Below are 15,036 nucleotides of genomic sequence, written 5' to 3'. Positions count from 1 at the left end.
TCAGCCGGCCAGCTGCGTGGCGACCCACTCGTGGAACGCACTGATGTGGTGCTCGCTGGGCACCAGGACGCCACCGTCGGCGTACATCCGCGACGTCATGGACAGCTGGCAGCGCTCGCAGGCGTCGAAGTCCTGCTGGTTGACCCGGTGGAACAGCTCGACGGAGTTGGACACGTCCGCGCCGCCGGCCACCACCTCCGGGGCGTAGAGCCAGTCGCACTCGACGATCGTGCGGTCGGCCGCCATCGGGTACATCCGGTGGAAGATCACGTGGTCCGGCACCAGGTTGATGAAGACCTGCGGGTTCACCGTGATCGCGTAGTAGCGCCGGTCGTGGGACTCGTCCACCGTGTTCAGCCTCGGGAAGCTCGCGCTGCCGTCGAGTGTGAACCCCTGCACGTCCTCGCCGAACTCGGCGCCGTGCCCGACGTAGTACTGGGCCGCGTAGCCGTCGGCGAACTCGGGCAGGACCTCGGTCAGCTCGGGGTGGATGGTCGCGCAGTGGTAGCACTCCATGAAGTTCTCCACGATGAGCTTCCAGTTCGCCTTGACGTCGTAGACGATCCGCCGGCCCAGTAGCAGCTCGTCGACCCGCCAGTCGTCGATGACGCTCTCGCCGCCGAGGCGGTCGGCCACCGAGCCCATCACGGTCTGCTCGAAGCTCGGCGGCTCCGGCGCCAGACAGACCCACGCGGTGCCCAGCCATTCTCGCAGGTGCACCCGGCGCATGCCGTACTCGGTGCGGTCCACATCGGCCATCGCGTCCAGGTTGGGTGCCGCGATCAGCTTGCCGTCCAGCCCGTAGGTCCAGGCGTGGTACGGGCAGCGGACGGCGTTCCGCACGGTGCCGGCCGGCTCGGTGCACAGCCGCGCGCCCCGGTGGCGGCACACGTTGAGGAATGCGCCCAGCTTGCCGCGCCGGTCCCGCACCAGCAGTACGTTCTCCCGCCCGACCTGCACGGTCCGGAAGGCGCCGGCGGTGGGCATGTCGGCGGTGCGGGCGGCGGCGAACCAGGTGGCCTCGAAGATGCGGGCCTGTTCGAGGGCGAACATTCCCGCGTCGGCGTAGTGCTCACCGGGCGGGGTGGCGACCAGGCTGGCCGGCAGCGCGGGCCCTTTTGCGGTCGGAATGGTGCCGGTCGGGACGGTGTCGGTCGGGACGGTGTCGGTCGGGACGGTGTCGGTCGGGACCGCGGTGGTGGGCACGGCGGCGGGCACGGGAGCGGGCATGGCCTGGGTCGGCGGAGTCGCGGTGGTGTCCACGACGCTGGTGGGCAGCGCGGTGTTGGTGTCCACAAGGCCCCCTCTGGGCTGGCGGGTGGTACGCGGGAAGGGACGTTCCGGCCCAGCTGAGGTCAGGGCCGGGCGGGTGCGGTCAGACGGGCGCGGTGGCCCGGCTGGCCAGGTCGCGCCGCCAGCGGCCGAACGGTCGCGGGCGGTTCATCGCGAACGCGGCCACCGGCTCGCTATTGCGCCGGTACACGGCCAGGAAGTTGCGGGTCTCGACGTCGCCCTCGACGATCTCGACCTGGTCACCGTCCGCCCGGTGCCCGGCGAACTGCAGGCGCGAGTCGTACTGGTCGGACCAGAAGTACGGCACCTCGTGGTCCGCCGACGGCACACCGGGCTGGCCGAGCAGGGTGGCCGCGGCGGTAGCGGGCTGCTTGAGCGCATTGGTCCAGTGCTCCAGCCGCAGTGCCCCGCCGGCATAGCGGCGGTACGGCGACGCGCAGTCGCCGACCGCCAGCACCGCCGCGACGTCGGTGGCGCAGTGCGCATCGGTGCGCACGCCGCCGCCCACCGGGTCGATGGCGAGGCCCGAACCGGCGAGCCAGCCCACGCAGGGCGTCGCCCCGATGCCGACCACGACGACGTCCGCCGGCAGCTCGCGGCCGTCGACAAGGCGGACCGCCCGGACCTGGCCGTCGCCGAGCACCCGCTCGACGCCGACGCCGGTCAGCAGCCGCACCCCGTTGTCGGCGTGCAACCCGGCGCAGACCCGGCCGATGTCGGTGCCGAGCGGCCCGGCCAGCGGCGTAGCCAGCGCCTCCACCACGACGACATCGACGCCGAGGGCGCGCGCGGTGGAGGCGATCTCGGCGCCGATGAAGCCGCCGCCGATGAGCACCAGCCGGGCGCCGGGCACCAGCTCGGCGCGCAGCGCGGTGGCGTCGTCCACGGTCCGCACGGTGTGCACACCGGCCAGCGTGGGGCCGGGCAGCCGCCGGGCACGTGCCCCGGTGGCGATCACCACGGCGTCCGACACCAGCCGCCCGCCGCCCTCCAGCAGGACCGCCCGCGCGGCGGTGTCCAGCCCGACAGCGGTGCACCCGAGCCGCCAGTCCACCTCGAGCGCGCCGTCCGCGCTGGTGAGCAGGTCCAACTCCGCGCGCTCGACGGTGCCGGCGAGGTAGTCCTTGGACAGCGGTGGCCGGTCGTACGGCGGGTGCGGTTCGTCGCCGACCACGGTGAGCCGCCCGTCGAAGCCCTGTTCACGCAGCGCCCTGGCGGTGGACACCCCGGCCAGCGACGCCCCCACGACGGTGACCGAGGCGGTCACGCGACCTCTTCCTCCGGGACCGAGTCGATGGTGGCCGGTACCGCGGTGGGGACCTGCAGGTACACCATGCCGTCCACCACGACGACCCGGTGGGTGCGCACCGGCACCTTCGCCGGCGGGCCGTCCGGTAGCCCGGTCCGCAGGTCGAAGCAGGCGGAGTGCAGCGGGCACTCGACCATGCAGCCGTCCAGCCAGCCGTCGGCCAGGGACGCCTTCTGGTGGGTGCACGTGTCGTCGATCGCGTACACCGTGCTGTCCGCACCGTCCGAGTCCTCGGCGGCGACCCTGAACACCGCGATCGGGACGTCGGCCTCGACCCGGATCGCCTCACCGATGGGGATGTCGGCGAGCGCGCCCACAGGGATCATCGTGCAACCTCTGTTCCGTAATAGACAACAGCGTGTGTTATGTGAAACAGGATGCCCGGACGGGGGGACCGCAGTCAATGTCCAGAGAGACGTCGATGCGTCTGATGTTTAGAGTTGCGTTATGGACAACAGGCGTTCAGGCAAGCGGGGAGACTCGGAAGGGTCGACGACGCAGGTCCAGTCGGTGGACCGAGCGCTGACGATCCTCGAGTATCTCGCTGAACACGGCAGCTCCGGCGTGACTGAGATAGCTAAAAGCCTGGACGTGCACAAGTCGACCGCTTTTCGGCTGGTAGTTGCCCTGGAGAACCGCCAGCTGGTGGAGCAGGTCGAGGAGCGCGGCAAGTACCGGTTGGGCTTCGGCCTGATCCGGCTGGCCGGCGCCACCAGTGCTCAGCTGGACCTGACGAAGGTCGGCCGGCCGGTGTGTGTCCGGCTGGCCGGCGAGTTCGGTGAGACGGTCAACATCGCGGTGCTGGACTCAGGTTCGGCTGTCAATATCACTCAGGAACACGGCAGCACGGTGGTGGCCACCCGCAACTGGGTCGGCAAGCGCACCCCGCTGCACGCCACCTCCAGTGGCAAGGTGCTGCTGGCCTACGCCGACGCCGAGACCGTGGCCGAGGTGCTCGATGGCGGCCTCGAGCGCTACACCGAGCACACCGTCACCGACTCGCGCGCGCTGCGCGAGGAGCTCGCCGGCGTGCGCGGGCGGGACTGGGCCTGCTGCCGCGAAGAGCTGGAGGTCGGGCTGAACTCGGTGGCCGCACCGATCTTCGCCGGCGACGGAGAGATGGTCGGCGCGGTGAGCGTCTCCGGCCCGTCCTACCGGTTGACCACGGACGACTTCCCCTCGATCGCCGAGCGACTGCTCGCCGGGGCCGACGCGATCAGCGTGCGGCTCGGCTTCTTCCCGCACCGCTGACCCGGCGCACTGCGTCATTCGGGGGTCATTCGGGGTCATTCGCCGAGCGGTCGATTTTTCCGGCGAGGGAGTCCAAGCTCATCTCTTGACGGATCGACCCAGGTCCATCACAGTTCCACTTTGTTGCACATATCACGCCGCGTTGTACCACTTGCAACACAATTCCCCTGTTCGAAGGAGCTGTCGTGCCGAGCCTGTTCATCGACGGGACGTGGACCAACGGCCACGCCGCGCGGCGCGACGACGTGATCAACCCCTTCGACCAGAGCGTGGTGCAGGCCGTTGACCTGGCCGACGCCGAGGACGTGAACGCCGCGGTCGCCGCCGCCAAGGCCGCGTTCGCCGGCGAGTGGTTCCGCACCCCCGCGTCGGAGCGCAAGGCACTGCTGCTGCGGGTGGCCGACCTGCTGACCAGGGACAAGGACGAGATTGCCCGCATCGAGACGCTGGACACCGGCAAGACGCTGGTGGAGAGCAAGCTCGACATCGACGACGTGACCGCCGTCTTCCGCTACTACGCGGGCATGGCGGACCAGGACCCCGGGCGCATCGTCGACACCGGCATGGCCAACGTCCTGAGCCGGGTGGTCTACGAGCCGGTCGGGGTCTGCGCGCTGATCACCCCGTGGAACTACCCGCTGCTGCAGCTGTCCTGGAAGGTGGCGCCCGCGCTGGCCGCCGGCAACACCGTGGTGATCAAACCCAGCGAGGTCACCCCGCTCAGCTCGATCAAGCTGGTCCAGCTGCTCGAGGAGGCCGGCGCCCCACGCGGCGTGGTCAACCTGGTGCTCGGCGACGGGCCCGATGTCGGCGCCCCGCTGGTGTCGCACCCCGACGTCGAGCTGGTGTCGTTCACCGGCGGTCTCTCGACCGGCCAGTCAATCATCCGGGCCAGCGCGGACACGGTCAAGAAGGTCGCCGTGGAGCTCGGCGGCAAGAACCCCAACATCGTCTTCGCGGACGCCGACCTGGAGACCGCGATCGACTACGCGCTCACCGCGGTGTTCCTGCACTCCGGCCAGGTCTGCTCGGCCGGCGCCCGGCTGATCGTGGCCGACTCGCTGCACGACGAGTTCGTCGCCGAGGTGGGCCGCCGCGCCGAGCGCATCCGGCTGGGCAACGGGCTGGACCCGAAGTCCGAGTCCGGGCCACTGGTCTCCGCCGCGCACCGGGCGAAGATCGAGGCCTATGTGGCGTCGGCGCAGCAGGAAGGTGCCCGGCTGGTCGCCGGTGGGCACCGCCCGGACGACCCGGCGCTGGACAAGGGCTTCTTCTACCGCCCGACCCTGTTCGCCGACTGCCACCGCGGGATGAAGGTGATCCGCGAGGAGACCTTCGGCCCGATCCTCACCGTCGAGCGGTTCAGCGACGAGGCGGAGGCCATCGAGCTGGGCAACGACACCGACTACGGCCTGGCCGGCGCGGTGTGGACCAGCGACATGGGTACCGCGCAGCGGGTCTCGGCCGCGCTGCGGCACGGCACCGTGTGGATCAACGACTACCACCCCTACGTGCCCCAGGCCGAGTGGGGCGGGTTCAAGCGCTCCGGCAACGGCCGGGAGCTCGGACCGACCGGACTGGCCGAGTACCGCGAGGCCAAGCACATCTGGCACAACACCGCGCCCGCGCCGCTGAGGTGGTTCAAGGGCTGAGCTCGAGTTGGACGTACTCGAGCAGGACAGGCTCGAGTAGGACACGGAGGTTTACCCATGACCGCGACACAGGACGGGTCGGGCTCGGCTGGGGCGGGGCCTGGCGGGGCGAACGGTGACGGGGCGGACCACGGGCTGGCCGAGTTCGGCTACAACCAGTCCTTGGACCGCTCGATCGGCAAGTTCGCCAGTTTCGCGGCGGGGATCAGCTACATCTCGATCCTCACCGGCACGTTCCAGCTCTTCTACTTCGGACTCGGCCTGGGCGGACCGGCCTACTGGTGGTCGTGGCCGATGGTGTTCATCGGCCAGCTCATGATCGCGTTGTGCTTCGCCGAGCTGGCCGGGCGCTACCCGGTGGCCGGTTCGGTCTACAACTGGTCCAAACAACTGGCCGGGCCGGCGACGTCCTGGCTGGCCGGCTGGATGATGTTCACCGCGTCGGTGGTCACGCTGGCCGCCGTGGCGCTGTCGTACCAGATCACGCTGCCGCAGATCTGGGCCGGCTTCCAGCTGATCGGTGACGGCACCGGGGCGAGCTTCGGGCTCGACGCGGTGCTCTGGGGCGCCATCCTGATCAGCTTCACCACGATGGTGAACGCGTTCGGGGTCAAGCTGATGACCCGGATCAACAGCGCCGGGGTCTTCATCGAGCTGATCGCGGCCGTGCTGCTGGTGGTGCTGCTCGGGATCAACATCGTCAACCCGCCGTCGGTGCTGTTCGACACCCACGACCTGGGGGCCACCCACCCGTTCGGATACCTCGGCGCCTTCCTGGTCGCGGCGCTGGCCTCGGCGTACGTCATGTACGGCTTCGACACCGCCAGCTCGCTGGGGGAGGAGACCGTCGACCCGAGGCGGACCGCCCCGTCGGCCATCCTACGGGCGGTCATCGCCTCGTTCATCCTCGGCGGGCTGATCCTGATGTTCGGCATCCTCGCCGCGCCCGACCTGTACGACCCCAAGCTGGGCACCGCCGGCGGCGGGCTGCAGCTGATCGTCCTGCAGGCGCTCGGCGGCGGCGTCGGCACCGTCTTCCTGATCGCGGCCGTCGTCGCGGTCACGGTGTGTGCCCTCGCGGTGCACACGGCGGCGATCCGGCTGATGTTCGCGATGGCCAGGGACAACGCGCTGCCGGCCGGAGCGACGCTGGCCAAGATCGACCCGAAGCGCAAGACCCCGGTGGTGCCGGCGATCGTGATCGGCATCGCTTCGGTGCTGATCCTGGTGGTCAACATCGGCACCCCGGAGATCTTCACCGCGGTCACCAGCGTCGCGGTGATCATGATCTATGTGGCCTACGTGCTGGTCACCGGCCCGCTGCTGATCAAGCGACTGCGCGGCGAGTGGCCGGACGCGGACGGCAAGCGCAGCGGCTACTTCTCGCTGGGCAGGTGGGGGCTGCCGGTGAACGTCATCGCGGTGCTGTGGGGCGCCGGGATGGCGATCAACCTGGCCTGGCCTCGCGAGGCGGTCTACGGCTCCGGGGCGCTGCGCTGGATCGCGTTCATCTTCATCGGGGCCATCGTGGCGATCGGGCTCGGCTGGTTCTACGCCAAGGGCCGCCACCAGCTCGGCTGCCTGCCCGAGCACATGGCCAAGCAGCTGGACATCGACCCGACGGTGCTGGGGGAACAGGCATGACCGATGCCGTGGCGAGCGACCAGTTCGACTACGTCGTGGTGGGCGGCGGGTCGTCCGGTTGCGCGCTGGCCGCCAGGCTGTCCGAGGACCCGAACGTGACAGTGTGCCTGCTCGAGGCGGGCCCCAGTGATGTCGGCGACCCGGCGATCCTGCGGCTCGAGGACTGGATGTACCTGCTCGACTCCGGCTACGACTGGGACTACCTGGTCGAGCCGCAGCAGCGCGGTAACTCCTTCCTGCGCCACGCCAGGGCCCGGGTGCTCGGCGGTTGCTCCTCGCACAACTCGTGCATCGCGTTCTGGACGCCGCGCGAGGATCTCGACGAGTGGGCCGCGCAGGGCTGCACCGGGTGGACCGCCGACGAGTGCTGGCCGCTGATCCGCCGGCTGGAGACCAACGACGGCCCGTGGGAGGGCCACGGCCGGTCCGGCCCGGTGAACCTGCGGCAGATCCCGCCGGACGATCCGTGCGGCGTGGCGGTGCTGGAGGCGGCCGCCGCGGTCGGGCTGCCCACGGTGAAGTTCAACGAGGGCAGCACGGTCTGCGAGGGCGCCGGCTTCTTCCAGATCAACGCCGCCGAGGACAACACCCGGATGTCGTCCTCGCACGCCTACCTGCACCCGATCCTGGGCAAGCGGGCCAACCTCGAGGTGCGCACCGAGGCATGGGCCTCCCGGGTGCTGTTCAATGCGGACCGGCGGGCCACCGGCGTGGAGTACCAGCACGGCATCGGGCCGGGGCGGGTCGTGGTGGCCGCGCGGCGCGAGGTGATCCTGTCCAGCGGCGCGATCGACACTCCGAAGCTGCTGATGCTCTCCGGCATCGGGCCGGCCGCCCAGCTGCGCGATTTCCGGGTGGACGTGCTGGTGGACGCGCCCGGGGTGGGCGAGAACCTGGACGACCACGTCGAGGGCCTGGTGATGTGGGACGCGGCCCGACCGATGGTCACCACGTCGACCCAGTGGTGGGAGATCGGGCTGTTCACCCGCACCCAGCCCGGCCTGGACCGGCCGGACCTGATGATGCACTACGGCTCGGTGCCGTTCGACCTGAACACGGTCCGCTGGGGCTACCCGAGCACGGACAACGGGTTCTGCTTGACGCCGAACGTCACCCGGGGCCGGTCCCGGGGCACCGTGAAGCTGCGCAGCCGGGACTTCCGGGACCGGGCGCGGGTCGACCCTCGGTACTTCACCGACCCCGAGGACCACGACATGACCGTGATGCTCACCGGGGTGAAGCTGGCCCGGCGGATCGCGGAGCAGCCGTCGCTGAAGGAGTGGATCACCAAGGAGCTGGCCCCGGGGCCGGACAGGGTGACCGACGACGAGATCATCGACTACATCAGCAAGACCCACAACACCGTCTACCACCCGGCCTGCACCGCCAAGATGGGCCCGGACAGCGACCCGATGGCCGTGGTGGACCCGCAGCTGCGGGTGCGCGGGGTGCAGGGCCTGCGGGTGGCGGATGCGTCGATCATGCCGTTCCTGCCGGCGATCAATCCCAACATCACCTGCATGATGATCGGCGAGAAGGCGGCCGACCTGATCAGGAGCTGACCCGCACGGCACAGCGTCACCCACCCGGCACACAGCGTCGTGTCGCCACACGAGGTTGGGGCCTGCGTGGCGCGACCTGGCGGTGTGTGCCGTGCGTGCTGCGCCAGGGTGCGGCGTGCTGCGCGAGGATTCCGCGTATGGATGTTCGGCAGTTGGAGTACTTCCTGGCGGTCGTCGACCACGGCGGGTTCAACCGGGCGGCGCGGGCCCGCTACATCGCCCAGCCGTCACTGTCCCAGGCGATCCGGCTGCTCGAACGGGATCTCGGCAGCGACCTGTTCCACCGGTTCGGCCGCCGGGTGGTGCTCACCGAGGCCGGTCGGGCGCTGGTCGAGCCGGCCCGGGAGGTGGTGCGCGGGCTGGGTCTGGCCCGGGCCAGCGTCGAGGCGGTGAACGGGCTGGTGACCGGCCGGGTGGAGATCGCCGCGATGCCGTCGCAGGCCGTGGACCCGCTGAGCCGCATGATCGGCGGCTTCGCCGAGCGGTTCCCCGGCGTCTCGGTGGCGGTGCGGGCCGCGTTCACCGCGCGCGACGTGCTCGAGTCGGTGCGCACCGGGGTCACCGAGCTCGGTCTGCTGGCCAGCGTGGAACCGATCGCGGCGGGCGGCCTGGAGCTGCACCCGGTGGCCCGGCAACGGTTCGTGCTGATCACACCGCCGGACGCGCCGTTCCCGACGGACCGGGCGGTGCGGCACGCACAGCTGGCCGGGCAGCGGTTGATCGCGGGGCAGCCGGGCACCGGCATGCGGACGGTGGTGGACACGATCCTGGCCGCCGCGACGGGCGCGACCGTCGTCGTGGAGACCGAGCACCGGGAGACGATCCTGCCGCTGGTGCTGGGTGGCACCGGCCTGACCGTGCTCGCCGACTCCTGGGCCGCGCTGGCCCGCCGCGCCGGTGCCCGGGTGCTGGACCTCGACCCGGTGACCTACCTGGACGTGGCTCTGGTTGCCCGCCCGGACAGCCTGACCCCGGCGGCGCGGGAGTTCCTCGCCGTTGCCCGCGCGGTGGTGGCCGACCCCGGGGCGCCGCCGGCGGTGCCCTCGGCCCAGCCCGCCGATCGGTAGGCACTGCCTATCAGGTAGTTCGGCACCCCGTCTTGGACGGACCCGGCCCGGAGTTGATGTGATGTAGGCATGTCCAGCACCCACCGCATCGCAGTCATCCCAGGGGACGGAATCGGGCAGGAGGTCTGTCCGGCCGCCCGCGAGGTCCTCGACGCCGTCGGCGGCCGCCACGACGTGACGTTCCGCTACGACGAGTTCGACTGGTCCTGCGCGCGGTACCAGCGCGAGGGCGCCATGATGCCGGCGGACGGCCTCGAGCAGGTCCGCCAGCACGACGCCATCTTCCTCGGCGCGGTCGGCGCGCCCGGTGTGCCGGACCACGTGTCGCTGTGGGGGCTGTTGATCCCGATCCGGCGAAGCTTCCGGCAGTACGTGAACTTGCGCCCGATCAAGGTCTTCGAGGGCGTGCCCAGCCCGCTGCGCAACGCCAACCCGGGTGACGTCGACCTGGTGGTGGTCCGGGAGAACATGGAGGGCGAGTACAGCGAGGTCGGCGGCCGCTACGGGCGCGGCTTCCCGGAGGAGATGGCGCTGCAGGAGGCGGTCTTCACCCGGGCCGGGGTGACCCGGATCGCGGACTACGCATTCGAGCTGGCCACCCGGCGCGGCAACCGGCTCACCTCGGCGACCAAGTCCAACGGGATCGTGCACACCATGCCGTTCTGGGACGAGATCGTCGCGGAGCGGGCCGCCGGGTACCCGGGCGTGAGCTGGAACTCCGAGCACATCGACGCGCTGGCCGCCAAGCTGGTGCTCGACCCGGCCCGGTTCGACGTGATCGTGGCCTCCAACCTGTTCGGCGACATCCTCAGTGACCTGGCCGCGGCGCTGGCCGGCAGCATCGGGATGGCGCCGGCCGGCAACATCAACCCGGAGCGGGAGTTCCCGTCCATGTTCGAGCCGGTGCACGGGTCCGCGCCGGACATCTTCGGGCAGGGCATCGCCAACCCGATCGGCGCGATCTGGACCGCCGCGATGATGCTTGAGCACCTGGGCCACCCGGCCGCCGCCCACGAGGTGCTTGCCGCGATCGCCGGCGTGCTGGCCAAGACCGACCTGCGCACCCCCGACCTGGGCGGCAGCGCCACCACGACCGAGTTCACCGCCGCCGTCCTGCAGTTCCTCGGCGGCTGACCGCCCGTGGCCCTACCACTGCCGGCGGAGTTCAGCCCGAGTGGGGCACCGGCTGGCGCTGGACGAGCCGTCCGCCGTGACCCGGCTCGCGGTACTGGACATCGTGCCGACCCGGCATGTCTTCCGGCACGCGGACGCCGCGTTCGGGCTCGGCCACTACCACTGGTTCTTCCTGGCCGCCGGCAATGGCATCCCCGAGCGCCTCCTCGGCGGTGACCCTGCCGGAGGAGGCGCCCGGCGAGGTGGCCGAGGAGCTGGCCGCCCGGCTCGCGTGAGTTACCCACCGATGTGACCTCTGTCAAGGGCGCTTGCGCCGATATAAGGCGCGCGCAATGATTGCAGAAGCCGTATAAAGGCGGACGCACTGCGACGGAGGGTTTGGACATGCCTATCGGGCTTCTCGCCCTGGCACTGGGGGGCTTCGGTATCGGGCTCACCGAGTTCGGGATCATGGGTCTGCTGCCCCAGGTGGCGGCGGACTTCGGGGTTTCCGAGCCGGTCGCCGGGTATCTGATCTCGGGTTACGCGTTGAGTGTCGCGGTCGGCGGCATCGCGCTGACCGCGGCGATCACCCGGTTCGACCGCAAGAAAGTACTGCTCGCGCTGATGGTGCTGTTCATCGCGGGCAACCTGATCTCCGCTCTCGCGCCGACCTACTCGGTGCTGATGGTCGGCCGGATCGTGGCGGCGCTGTGTCACGGCGCGTTCTTCGGCGTGGGTTCCGTGGTGGCCGCCGACATGGTCGCGCCGAACAAGCGGGCCGGCGCCATCGCGCTGATGTTCACCGGGCTCACCGTGGCCAACGTCCTCGGGGTGCCACTGGGCACGCTGCTCGGTCAGCAGCTCGGCTGGCGTTCGACGTTCTGGGCGATCACGATCATCGGCATCGTCGCGCTGGCCGGCATCCGGCTGCTGGTCCCGCCGACGCCGGCCCCCGCGGAGACCAGCCTGCGCACCGAGCTGGGTGCGTTCCGCCGGCCGCAGGTCTGGATCTCCGCGGCCGTCACCGTGCTCGGCTTCGGCGGCATGTTCGGCGGGTTCACCTACATCGCGTTCACGCTCACCGAGGTCAGCGGGTTCGCCACCACCTCCGTGCCCTGGCTGCTGGTGCTGTTCGGGGCTGGCATGTTCGTGGGCAACTTCGTCGGCGGCAAGCTCGCCGACCGGGCCCTGAACACCTCGTTGATGGTGATTCTGGCGCTGCTGACCGTCGTACTCGTGGTGTTCGCGCTGACCGCGCAGAGCAAGGTGATGACGATCGTGTCGCTGCTGCTGATGGGCGCCGTCGGGTTCGCCTCCGTGGCCGGGCTGCAGCTGCGGATCATGGGCTACGCCCAGGACGCGCCGACGATGGCGTCCGGTGCCAACATCGCGGCCTTCAACATCGGCAACGCCCTCGGCGCCTGGCTGAGTGGGCTGGCCATCGGCGCCGGGTTCGGGTTCGTCTCGCCGCTCTGGGTGGGGGCCGGGGTCACCGTCGCCGGACTGGTCGTGCTGGTGGCCGGCTCGGTGCGACCGAGCCGCCCGGTGCCGGATGCCGCCGCCGCTGTCACCGGCTGAGCCGATGCGGTCGAAGTACCGCGTCGGCCGGCAGTTGCGGACGCGGGTAGTCATCGTGGCGCGCTACCGTGAAGGCCGACCTGCCGAAGGAGGAGACCGTGTCGCTGGCTGACAACGAAGTCGAGGCCCAGGTGCACGGCTGGCGGCTGCTCGCCGTCCTGCACGCCCGGATCGAGGCGCGGCTGGAGCGAGTACTGCAGGCCCGGCACGAGCTGAGTGTGAGCGAGTACGGCGTGCTGGAGCTGCTGTCCCGGCAGGAGGAACACCACCTGCGGATGGGGCAGCTGGCCACCGCGATGGCGTTGAGCCAGAGCGCCACCACCCGGCTGGTCAACCGGCTCGAGGACCGCGGCCTGCTGGCCCGGTACCTGTGCCCGACCGATCGGCGGGGGATCTACAGCGAGGTCACGCGGGCCGGGTTCGAGCTGCTGGACCGGGCCCGGCCGGAGCACAACGCCACCTTGCGGGCGGCGCTGACCGAGGCCGCGCTGAACCCGGAGATGGCCCACCTGGTCGCCGCCATCGGGGTGGCCGAGGGCGAGCCGCTCGTCGCGGGCTAGCGGCCGGCTCGGGACACTGGTGTCCCGAGCCCGCTCGCGGGCCTACTTGGCGGTGCTGTCCTTGAGCATCGCCGGGACGGTGCGGACCAGGATCGACAGGTCGCCCACCAGGTTCCGGGTGTGTACGTAGGCCAGGTCGAGGTGCAGCATCTCGAGGGTGCCCATCGCGCTGCGGCCGCTGACCTGCCACAGGCCGGTCAGGCCGGGGCGGACCGAGAACCGCGGTCGGAACTCGGCGGGGAACATCCGGGCTTCCCATTCCAGGCAGGGCCGGGGCCCGACCAGCGCCATGTCGCCGAACAGCACGTTGATCAGCTGAGGTAGCTCGTCGAGGCTGGTCTTGCGCAGGAAGTTGCCGACCTTGGTGACCCGGGGGTCGTTGTCCAACTTGAAGCTGCCGTTGACCGAGGTGTCCTCGCCGCGCAGTTCGGCGGCGATGAGCTCGCGGAGCATCTCGTCGCCCACGCCGGTGCGCATGGTGCGGAACTTGTACATGGTGAACGTCCGTCCACCGAAGCCGACCCGCTGCTGCCGGAACAGCGCCGGGCCCTCACTGGTACAGCGGATCACGATCCCGATCACGAACATCGGGATCGCCATCACGAGCAGGCCGATCCCGGCCACCGTCAGGTCGATCGCACGGCGCGCGACCGATTCCCACGACGTCGCCAGGAAGGCGCTGCTGATACCAGCGTCCCTAGCGTCACCTCCGAGGGTGACCATCAAATCCTCCTGCCCTGGCGATACCCCGTGCGCGGCGGTACCCCGCCGAGATCGGGCTCCACAGGGCACCCGGACCGGTAGCCGGCACCGAGCGTGTGGAACCCGAGCTGTCCATCTCAACGACCGTGACGGCCGGAGGTATCTCTCCGTGTGCGAATGCGGCCACAATCGTGACTGAACGTAGATCGAGTACGAGGTCGGCGGCGTCCCGTTGCCGCCTGGACCTGGCCATCTCGACCACTGCCACCGTTCCTGCTCCCCGTTGAGTGCCACACCATCGACTGGCTGCACATGTCTCCACTACAGGGTGACATAGAGTACGGCTAGTTCTCAACTGAGATACTTCTCATGACGAGATTCGCTACTGAGAGTTCTCCCGACTGAGGTTTCTGAGAGCATCACTCGAACGAGCGGTTGCCGCGTCACGCCGTGGAGTGATCGCGCTAGTAGCTTGATCGACGTGGAGCGCAGAGCCGGGACCGCGCGGTTCGACGGGCGCGTCGCGGTCGTCACCGGGGCGGCCCGGGGCATCGGGGCAGCCACCGCACACCGCCTTGCCGCCGAGGGCGCCGCGGTCGCCCTGCTGGACCTGGACCAGCCCGACGAGACCTGTGCCACCGTCACGGCGGCGGGCGGCCGGGCTGTCCCGATCCGCTGTGACGTGAGCTCGGAGCTGGCCTGGGCCGACGCGGTCGGGCGGTGCCGGGCCGAGCTGGGGCCGGTGGATGTGCTGGTGAACAACGCCTACACGGTCGAGGTGCTGCCGGCGCACGAGCTCAGCCTCGCGTCCTGGGAGCACCAGCTCACGGTGAACCTGACCGGAGCGTTCCTGGGCGTCCGGGCCTGCCTCGGCGATCTGCGTCGACACCGGCGGGGCGCGGTGGTGCTGACGTCGTCGGTGCATGCGCTGGTCGGGCTCCCCGGCCGGCCCGCCTACGCGGCGAGCAAGGCGGGACTGACCGGCCTGGCGCGGCAGCTCGCGGCCGAGTACGGCGCCGACCTGCGGGTGAACTCGGTACTGCCCGGGCCGGTGCTCACCGCCGCGTGGGACGGCATCGGGCCCGACGAGCGGGCGGCCAGCGCGGCACAGACGGTGCTCGGCCGCCTCGGTGACCCGGCCGAGGTCGCCGCCGCCATCGCGTTCCTGGCCAGCGATGACGCCTCCTTCGTGACCGGCGCGGCACTCGTGGTGGACGGCGGTTGGAGCGTCTACAAGACGTCCTCCTGAACAGGGCGACCCGGGACGACCCCGCCGACAATCGAGGGAGCGACAATCTCCGG

At 70.6% G+C, this 15,036-nt stretch carries 14 protein-coding genes; 10 read left to right on the top strand and 4 right to left on the bottom strand.

All coding sequences use genetic code 11. The features are described 5' to 3' along the window. From ACTXG6_RS27640 to ACTXG6_RS27630, 3 genes are all read right to left on the bottom strand, one after another. Positions 1-1,053: an aromatic ring-hydroxylating oxygenase subunit alpha gene (locus ACTXG6_RS27640; protein WP_445190122.1), complete on the bottom strand. Its 1,053-nt coding sequence runs from the start codon at positions 1,051-1,053 to the stop codon at positions 1-3. 322 nt (positions 1,054-1,375) lie between these two features. After that, positions 1,376-2,560 (bottom strand): NAD(P)/FAD-dependent oxidoreductase, encoded by a 1,185-nt coding sequence (locus ACTXG6_RS27635; protein WP_445182307.1) that lies wholly within the window; start codon positions 2,558-2,560, stop codon positions 1,376-1,378. Next, positions 2,557-2,928 carry a bifunctional 3-phenylpropionate/cinnamic acid dioxygenase ferredoxin subunit gene (locus ACTXG6_RS27630; RefSeq protein WP_445182306.1) on the bottom strand — a complete coding sequence of 124 codons (372 nt, stop codon included), beginning with the start codon at positions 2,926-2,928 and terminating at the stop codon, positions 2,557-2,559. The genes ACTXG6_RS27635 and ACTXG6_RS27630 overlap by 4 nt, the downstream gene beginning before the upstream one ends. 184 nt (positions 2,929-3,112) lie before the next feature. Here ACTXG6_RS27630 and ACTXG6_RS27625 point away from each other — a divergent pair, with 184 nt between their 5' ends. The 9 genes from ACTXG6_RS27625 (at position 3,113) to ACTXG6_RS27585 (ending at position 13,032) form a co-directional block, all read left to right on the top strand. Beyond that, positions 3,113-3,853 carry an IclR family transcriptional regulator gene (locus ACTXG6_RS27625; protein ID WP_445182305.1) on the top strand — a complete coding sequence of 247 codons (741 nt, stop codon included), beginning with the start codon at positions 3,113-3,115 and terminating at the stop codon, positions 3,851-3,853. A 185-nt stretch (positions 3,854-4,038) separates the two neighbouring features. Next, positions 4,039-5,505, top strand: coding sequence for an aldehyde dehydrogenase family protein (locus ACTXG6_RS27620; RefSeq protein WP_445182304.1), 1,467 nt, complete (start codon positions 4,039-4,041; stop codon positions 5,503-5,505). Positions 5,506-5,562: 57 nt separating this feature from the next. Continuing rightward, the gene (locus ACTXG6_RS27615) at positions 5,563-7,149 is read left to right on the top strand and encodes an APC family permease (protein WP_445182303.1); all 1,587 of its coding nucleotides are present in this window, start codon (positions 5,563-5,565) and stop codon (positions 7,147-7,149) included. Then, positions 7,146-8,711 carry a GMC family oxidoreductase gene (locus tag ACTXG6_RS27610; RefSeq protein ID WP_445182302.1) on the top strand — a complete coding sequence of 522 codons (1,566 nt, stop codon included), beginning with the start codon at positions 7,146-7,148 and terminating at the stop codon, positions 8,709-8,711. Before ACTXG6_RS27615 ends, ACTXG6_RS27610 begins: the two co-directional genes overlap by 4 nt. 137 nt (positions 8,712-8,848) lie before the next feature. Next, the gene (locus ACTXG6_RS27605; RefSeq protein ID WP_445182301.1) at positions 8,849-9,778 is read left to right on the top strand and encodes a LysR family transcriptional regulator; all 930 of its coding nucleotides are present in this window, start codon (positions 8,849-8,851) and stop codon (positions 9,776-9,778) included. A 69-nt stretch (positions 9,779-9,847) separates the two neighbouring features. Further along, a complete protein-coding gene (locus tag ACTXG6_RS27600; protein ID WP_445182300.1) occupies positions 9,848-10,912 on the top strand; it encodes a tartrate dehydrogenase in 1,065 nt (354 codons plus the stop codon). Positions 10,913-10,952: 40 nt separating this feature from the next. Further along, positions 10,953-11,204 (top strand): hypothetical protein, encoded by a 252-nt coding sequence (locus ACTXG6_RS27595; RefSeq protein ID WP_445182299.1) that lies wholly within the window; start codon positions 10,953-10,955, stop codon positions 11,202-11,204. A 92-nt stretch (positions 11,205-11,296) separates the two neighbouring features. Next, complete coding sequence (locus ACTXG6_RS27590) at positions 11,297-12,472, top strand: MFS transporter (protein ID WP_445182298.1); 1,176 nt, start codon at positions 11,297-11,299, stop codon at positions 12,470-12,472. Between the two features lie 98 nt (positions 12,473-12,570). Next, the gene (locus ACTXG6_RS27585) at positions 12,571-13,032 is read left to right on the top strand and encodes a MarR family winged helix-turn-helix transcriptional regulator (RefSeq protein ID WP_445182297.1); all 462 of its coding nucleotides are present in this window, start codon (positions 12,571-12,573) and stop codon (positions 13,030-13,032) included. A 42-nt stretch (positions 13,033-13,074) separates the two neighbouring features. On the opposite strand, the gene ACTXG6_RS27580 is transcribed toward ACTXG6_RS27585, so the two are convergent. Beyond that, on the bottom strand, positions 13,075-13,755 hold the full coding sequence (locus tag ACTXG6_RS27580; RefSeq protein ID WP_445182296.1) for a sugar transferase: 681 nt from the start codon (positions 13,753-13,755) through the stop codon (positions 13,075-13,077). A 460-nt stretch (positions 13,756-14,215) separates the two neighbouring features. On the opposite strand from ACTXG6_RS27580, the gene ACTXG6_RS27575 reads away from it, so the two are divergent. Further along, complete coding sequence (locus tag ACTXG6_RS27575) at positions 14,216-14,983, top strand: SDR family NAD(P)-dependent oxidoreductase (RefSeq protein WP_445182295.1); 768 nt, start codon at positions 14,216-14,218, stop codon at positions 14,981-14,983. Positions 14,984-15,036: the final 53 nt, after the last annotated feature.

This window comes from Pseudonocardia sp. Cha107L01 (assembly GCF_052566575.1).
This window is presented reverse-complemented; position numbering and strand designations above follow the sequence as displayed.

Bases quoted from the DNA above. Each gene is read 5' to 3' on its own strand.
- ACTXG6_RS27615 (WP_445182303.1), top strand. From the start codon at position 5,563: ATGACCGCGACACAGGACGGGTCGGGCTCGGCTGGGGCGGGGCCTGGC.
- ACTXG6_RS27630 (WP_445182306.1), bottom strand. From the start codon at position 2,928: ATGATCCCTGTGGGCGCGCTCGCCGACATCCCCATCGGTGAGGCGATC.
- ACTXG6_RS27640 (WP_445190122.1), bottom strand. From the start codon at position 1,053: ATGTTCGCCCTCGAACAGGCCCGCATCTTCGAGGCCACCTGGTTCGCC.
- ACTXG6_RS27590 (WP_445182298.1), top strand. From the start codon at position 11,297: ATGCCTATCGGGCTTCTCGCCCTGGCACTGGGGGGCTTCGGTATCGGG.
- ACTXG6_RS27600 (WP_445182300.1), top strand. From the start codon at position 9,848: ATGTCCAGCACCCACCGCATCGCAGTCATCCCAGGGGACGGAATCGGG.
- ACTXG6_RS27580 (WP_445182296.1), bottom strand. From the start codon at position 13,755: ATGGTCACCCTCGGAGGTGACGCTAGGGACGCTGGTATCAGCAGCGCC.
- ACTXG6_RS27610 (WP_445182302.1), top strand. From the start codon at position 7,146: ATGACCGATGCCGTGGCGAGCGACCAGTTCGACTACGTCGTGGTGGGC.
- ACTXG6_RS27605 (WP_445182301.1), top strand. From the start codon at position 8,849: ATGGATGTTCGGCAGTTGGAGTACTTCCTGGCGGTCGTCGACCACGGC.